A 5,981-nucleotide genomic window follows, 5' to 3' on the forward strand; every position below is an offset into this window, starting at 1 on the left:
GAAGAGAACCTCCCGCCTCGCCGGAGAAGTGCCAATCCGATACCGTGCGAAGCTGCGACAGCATGGTTTTGATGACGTCGAAGGCTTCCAGGAAGGTCTGGGCCATGCTGCCCGATACGGGGATGGTTCCCTTCCGGGCGGCATCCAAAAGATTTTCGACTTCGTTGGCGAACCCTTCCAGGACTTTCACCCCCAAAAAACCGGCGCTGCCCTTGATGCTGTGTACCGGTCTGAAAATTTCATCCACCAAAGAGGTGTTTTCGGGGTCGGTTTCGAGATTTAAAATTTCCGGCTCGATTTTTTCCAGGTGTGTTTCCGCCTCGTCGATGAAGTCGTAAATCAGGCTTTCATCGAACATGGTACCGGCGAAGTCGAGTACTTCGGGCTCCAGGTTTTCGCGGGGCGGGTCGGCCTCCACGGCATGGTCGCCACCCGGCTCCGGGGCGGGATGGTCCTCCGGCGGCGGGCCGGATTGCGCTTGCGGTGATTCGTTTCGGTAGATATCCGCGATGGCGTTTTCCAGCTGATCCAGATCATTTTCGGAGACATCCCCCTGTTCCGGTTCCGGGCCCTGTTCCGGCACAGGGATATGGAGCAGTGCGGCGGCCTGGGCGATCAAGTCCTGAAGAGGGGGCGGCGCGCCCACGGCCCCGGGGGAGAGCTTGTTTTCCATCCATCCGATAAGCGCGTCCAGCAGCGCGATGCCTTTGGGCACTTCATCAAATTGATCGAGAAGTGCGGCGGTCAACATCTTGTCCAGCCAATCGGCGCACGTGGAAAGACCGGATGGCCCATGGGGGGCGAGCACCGCTTGGATGTGTCCGGCCCGGGAGATCACATCGACCAGGGACGGTTTGTCCTGAAGAGACGGGTCTATCCCCTGCATTGTTTGCGCGATGGAATGGATCTCTTCGTAGAGGGCGGCTTGGGTTTCTTCGGACGATGGCATTTGGTCTGTTCTCTGCACTGAGAAAAAGGACTGAAATTCCACAATCCATTTTGGTTTTGCGGGTGGGGCGTGTCAACGGGAATATGCCGAAAAACGGTTGATTTTATTGGATTATTTTGAATTGATCGTTTTGTCGCAAATTTTCATTCGCCAAACGGCCGAGAGAGAGATTTGATGCGGTAGGCGATGGCAGGATTGTTGTTTCTGGAAGAATCGGATGTTTCAGTGAGGAGGCCGTTCTTGAAGGAATCCCGGTGGCCGAAGCGGATGCGGTTTCTCGCCGTTTTTGTTCTTGTTGTGGTGATATATCTTCTTCTGGATCAAATGCGGCTGCCCCACGGTTTGGGGCGTGTCATTAAACAGGCTTTTGCCTGGATAGGGGCCGTTTATTTGATTTGCGGATTTTGGGGTACGCGGGGTGGTTTTCTGTTCCGGTTCGCCCGCTCGTTTTCCGCCGTCATCGGCGCTCTGTTTCTGCTGGTGTCGTTCGGCGGCGGGTCATATTTTCTCATCCAGCCCATCTTGATTCCCGAGGAAAGAGCCGATTCCGCAGGAGCCGCTGTCGTCCTGGGCGGCGGGGTCTACCGGGACGGCACGCCGACCGAGAGCACCATCCGGCGGGTGGTCCGGGGCGTCCGCCTGTACCACGAGGGGAAGGTGCCGCTGTTGTTGTTCAGCTCCGGCTTGCCGAGGCCCAGCCGGCAGAGCGAGGCGGCGGCCATGGCGCAGTTCGCGGAAACCCTCGGCGTTCCGCGCTCGGCGATGGTGCTCGAGGATCGCTCCCGGAATACGGCGGAAAACGCCCACTTTACATCGCGCATTTTGAAGGAGCGCCGGATCAGCCGGATTTTGCTCGTCACCGATCCGGTCCACATGCGCCGGGCCCGCGATACTTTCCGGAGCCAGGGAATCGAGGTGACGCCCGCCCCCACCAACAGCGGGAGAAAGTTTCACGACTACATCGGCCGTTGGACTTTTTTCCAGAGAGGTGTCCACGAATACATCGGGTGGCTGTACTACCGTGTCCGGGGATTTATCCGGGCAGGGGAATAAGACGCAAAAGCGCCAAGGTACTGATCCTGCTCCAGCGCCTGGTGCGAAGGTCTTCGTTGGCGTCCGTGTTTATTTTCGCTCGGCCAGTTCGATGCTGATGTTGTCCGGCCCCTTGATGAAGGCGATCTTCACTCCCGGGCGAAGCTCCCAGGGCTCGCAGATGAATTCCGTGCCCTTCTTCCGCAGATCGGCGGCCGCCGCATCCATGTTTTCCACCAGCAGTCCGAAGTGATCGAGTCCGTATCTCGGGTCGGATCCCGTCGGCGCCGGGTCTTCTCCCTTGGCCTTCCCGGAAACGATGAAGGCCATGCCGTTCAGGTCGAAGTTGAAAGACGGGGCGCCGCCCAATTCGCGCTCTTGCGTCACTTTGGCGCCGAACATCTCTTCCCAGAATTTCCGCGCCGCGTGCGGGTCCTCGCTTCGAAAATGAATGTGGTCGTAGCGGTAAACTGCCATGAACCTCCCCTTACCATGAAAAATTTTGAAACGGAAAATCTCTCGAGTGGTGAGACGTTCGGAAATAGCACGCGAAAAAATCCCCCGTCGGGATTTCCCGGAAAAACGAACCGGGAGCCTCCGGCAAGGGCGTGGATATCGCGGACATCGCGCAGCCTGTGTAAACCGGTCGGCGCTATCCGCTCTGCCCCCCTTCGTCGTTCTCGATGAGCTTCTGGGTCTCGGCCATTTCGTGGAACATCTTGCAGGTTTCCCCGAAATCCTTCAAAAGCCGTTCAAAAAGCTGTTCCACCTGGAAGGGTGAGAGGACATCGGTCAATTCCCGGAAGACGACCTCCCAGGAATTCGCCCTTCGTTCGCCCCGCTGAAACGTCTTCTCATTTTTCGTCAGTTCGTCGTAGACATCGTGTTCGTGGTCGAGGATATCCCGGAGAACGGGTTCGTAGTTCGGGTCGCTGCCATGAACGTAGCGCATCAGGTAGGGCTTGTATTTCCGGATTTTGAATTTTCTGGGTGCCATTGGGCTCCCCCCTTTGGTTTTATAATTCGACCAATAATTCTATAAATTTCTCCCTGCAGGGCCGATGAGAGAATGCGGATGTCCAGTGCGAGGAATATGTGGATGTGAACTATAATCCTTATTATATCCTTTTCGGGGAACCGGCGTCATTTTTTATTTTTCCATGTTTCGGGCCGGCTCATGCATTAAAATCAATGGGTAATGGTGCTTTGACAGAAAGGGGCGCTTTAGATGGAAGATGTTCGCATCGAAAGAATGGCCGAAACCATCTCCCGCTATTCGGCCCGGGTGAAGCGCGGGGATCTGGTGTGTATCCGGGGCGGGACCGAGGCCGCTCCCTTGATCCGCTCCCTCTACGCCCGTTGCCTGGAGCTGGGGGCTTTTCCCTACACCCATGTCGGGCTGCCGGGCCTTGATGAGATTTTTTACGAGCGGGCGAACCGGGAGCAGTTGGCCTATCTCTCCCCGATCTCGACATTCGAGGTCGAAAAGGTTGACGTGCTCGTGAGCATCCTCTCGGAGACCAATACGCGCCGGTTGACGGGCGTGGACCCAAAGAAGCAGGCGCGCGCCTCCCAGGCGAGACGGCCGATCATGCAGACCTTCATGCGGCGGGCCGCCCAGTACGACAAGGGCGGCAAGAAGGGCCTGCGGTGGACGCTCACGCTATTCCCCACCGAAGCCTATGCCCAGGACGCCGAGATGTCGCTCACAGGATATTCGGATTTTGTCTTCAGTGCCTGCCATGCCCACCGGCCGGGCGGCATCGAAAAATGGAAGCAGATGGAGAAGCGCCAGAGGGAGATCATCCGCTACCTCAAGGGAAGGAAAGTGGTCGAGATTGCTGCTCCCGGCACCGACCTGCGCGTCGGCATCGCGGGCCGGAAGTTCATCAACTGCGCCGGCCACCATAATTTTCCCGACGGGGAGATCTTCACCGGCCCGCAGGAGCGGAAGATCGACGGCACCATCCGCTACAGCTTTCCGGCCTGCCTCTCGGGCCGCGAGGTGGACGGCGTGGAATTGACCTTCGAGAAAGGGAAAGTGGTCAAGGCCACGGCGGAGAAGAACGAAAAATTCCTGCGCACCATGATCGGGATGGACCCGGGCGCCGCCCGCGCCGGTGAGTTCGCCATCGGCCTCAATTCCGGCATCCAGCAGTACACGAAGAACATTCTCTTTGACGAGAAGATCGGCGGAACGATCCACATCGCCCTCGGCAAGGGCTATCCCGAGAGCGGCTCGCGCAACGACTCGGCGCTGCACTGGGACATGGTGTGCGATCTGCGGGGGAAGGGCGAGATGTGGGTGGATGGAAAGCTGTTCATGAAAAAAGGTAAAATCCTCGTCTGATCGCTCTCCACAATGAAGTGGAGGAATGGAAAACGCTACTTCTGTCTATCACATAGGGTGCCGGGTGCTGTTTTGCGTCGTTTTCATTCTGGCCGCGCCGCCCTCGGGCTGGACGGGCTCGGCGTCTACGACGGGTCCGGCCATTTTTTTGGGGAAACCGGGGGAAAAGAGAATCCGGGCGGCGAGGTGGACCACGGCGTCACCGTCTCGATGCGGGCCGGCGTCCGGGACGCGAAGGGCGACGAAATTGCCCGCATCATCGCCCTGGCGCAGCATCCACCACGAGTCGCTGATCGCGTTCCTCACGGGCGCGATCGCAGCCCTGGCGGCGCTCTTTTTCTTCCGGCCGATCCTGCGTCCCGAGGAATAAAGGGGGAGGGGCCTCCCCGCACCGCCGCGGGGATGGTGCCCATCGCGCCGGAGTGGTATTTTCTCCCTCACCGGGCGGGTAGCTCAGCTGGAAGAGCGGTGCCCTTACAAGGCATAGGTCGCAGGTTCGAACCCTGTCCCGCCCACCAAGGAATTCAATGGATTGCAGGAATTCAGCTGGTTCGTTTTTTTCGCTTTTCCTGAAATTGTGCTTGTTTTGTCCCTGTTCTCTCATAAATTTTTTTCGCCGGACGCCCGGGCCTCCTCGATGTTCACCACCTTGCGCTCGGCGGGCAGGGCGGAGAGGTAGGCATCCCGCTTCCGCATGGCGTCCCGGAGGTCGTCGGCGTCCACAATGTCATAGCGCCGGAAAACGGCCGCCGTCCTGTGGCCGGAAATCTGCATGGCGACATTCTGTGAGACGCCCGCCCGCACCATATCCCGGATGGCCGTCCGCCTGAGGTCGTAGGGAATGCGTCCCTCCAGGCCCGCCGCCTTGCAGGCTGCCTTCCAGGTTTTGCGGAAATCGCCGATGGCGTCCTGTCCAAAAATTCGAACGGGCCTAAAATCCCATCTCCACCACAAGAATTGCCAGAGTAGATTGCTTGCCCTTCTACTTCTTCACCATCCCGAACGTGAGGCCGCGGACGAGGTGCTTGCGGATCAGGAGGCCGATGAAGATGAGCGGGATGGTGATGCCCACCGAAAGGGCGGCCTGCCGGCCGTAGAAGCGCCCCTCCGATGAGCCTTCGAATTTGTTGAGCTGGATCGGGAGCGTCACCACCTCGGTCTTGGAAAGAATCAGCGCCAGCAAATATTCGCTCCAGGTCAGGATCATGATGAACAAGAAGGTGGCCATCACCCCCGAGCGGACGAGCGGGAAGATGATCTCCCAGATCGTGCGGAATCTTCCCGCGCCGAGGATGGCGGCCGCGTGTTCGAGCTCGAGCGGGATGTCGTCAATAAAGCTTTTCGCCATCCAGACGGCGTAGGGAAGCGTCGAGACGATGTACATGATGGACAGCCCGGTCAGCGTATCCACCAGCCCGAGGTGGCTGAAATAGATAGAGACCGGGGCGGCGATCACGATCGGAGGAACCATCCGGAACATAAGGAGGTGGAACATCCTTTTTTCCGAAAGAATCTGGAAGCGCGAGACGCCGTAGGCCAGGCAGGTGCCGAACGCGACGGAGATGGCGGTGGAAACCAGGGAGAGGATGAGGCTGTTCTTCATCGCCTCGAAAGGCTTCTGCATGGACTTGCCCATCCCGCCGGAATTGT

The 5,981-nt window shown here is 58.6% G+C and carries 8 protein-coding genes and 1 tRNA gene; 3 read left to right on the plus strand and 6 right to left on the minus strand.

Features of this window, described 5'->3' with window-relative positions; all coding sequences use genetic code 11:
• The coding region (locus O2807_10765) for an Hpt domain-containing protein (protein MDA1000979.1) at nt 1–949 on the minus strand (949 nt) is incomplete at its 3' end.
• A 240-nt stretch (nt 950–1,189) separates the two neighbouring features.
• Between O2807_10765 and O2807_10770 the strand changes: the two genes are divergently transcribed.
• Nucleotides 1,190–2,002 (plus strand): YdcF family protein, encoded by an 813-nt coding sequence (locus O2807_10770; protein MDA1000980.1) that lies wholly within the window; start codon nt 1,190–1,192, stop codon nt 2,000–2,002.
• 69 nt (nt 2,003–2,071) lie between these two features.
• On the opposite strand, the gene O2807_10775 is transcribed toward O2807_10770, so the two are convergent.
• Together O2807_10775 and O2807_10780 are read right to left on the minus strand one after the other, a co-directional pair.
• Nucleotides 2,072–2,458 carry a VOC family protein gene (locus tag O2807_10775; GenBank protein MDA1000981.1) on the minus strand — a complete coding sequence of 129 codons (387 nt, stop codon included), beginning with the start codon at nt 2,456–2,458 and terminating at the stop codon, nt 2,072–2,074.
• A 175-nt stretch (nt 2,459–2,633) separates the two neighbouring features.
• Nucleotides 2,634–2,978, minus strand: a complete 345-nt coding sequence (locus O2807_10780; protein ID MDA1000982.1) for a hypothetical protein — start codon at nt 2,976–2,978, stop codon at nt 2,634–2,636.
• A gap of 231 nt (nt 2,979–3,209) precedes the next feature.
• Between O2807_10780 and O2807_10785 the strand changes: the two genes are divergently transcribed.
• Entirely contained in the window at nt 3,210–4,331 is a 1,122-nt protein-coding gene (locus O2807_10785) for an aminopeptidase (protein MDA1000983.1), read from the plus strand.
• A gap of 48 nt (nt 4,332–4,379) precedes the next feature.
• Here O2807_10785 and O2807_10790 read toward each other — a convergent pair whose 3' ends face one another.
• The gene (locus O2807_10790; GenBank protein ID MDA1000984.1) at nt 4,380–4,637 is read right to left on the minus strand and encodes a hypothetical protein; all 258 of its coding nucleotides are present in this window, start codon (nt 4,635–4,637) and stop codon (nt 4,380–4,382) included.
• Between the two features lie 136 nt (nt 4,638–4,773).
• Here O2807_10790 and O2807_10795 point away from each other — a divergent pair.
• A tRNA-Val gene (locus O2807_10795) sits at nt 4,774–4,849 on the plus strand.
• A gap of 82 nt (nt 4,850–4,931) precedes the next feature.
• On the opposite strand, the gene O2807_10800 is transcribed toward O2807_10795, so the two are convergent.
• Nucleotides 4,932–5,285, minus strand: a complete 354-nt coding sequence (locus O2807_10800) for a tyrosine-type recombinase/integrase (protein ID MDA1000985.1) — start codon at nt 5,283–5,285, stop codon at nt 4,932–4,934.
• A 28-nt stretch (nt 5,286–5,313) separates the two neighbouring features.
• The coding region (locus tag O2807_10805) for a carbohydrate ABC transporter permease (protein MDA1000986.1) at nt 5,314–5,981 on the minus strand (668 nt) is incomplete at its 5' end.

This window comes from bacterium (genome assembly GCA_027622355.1).
In the GTDB taxonomy this organism is placed as follows: domain Bacteria; phylum UBA8248; class UBA8248; order UBA8248; family UBA8248; genus JAQBZT01.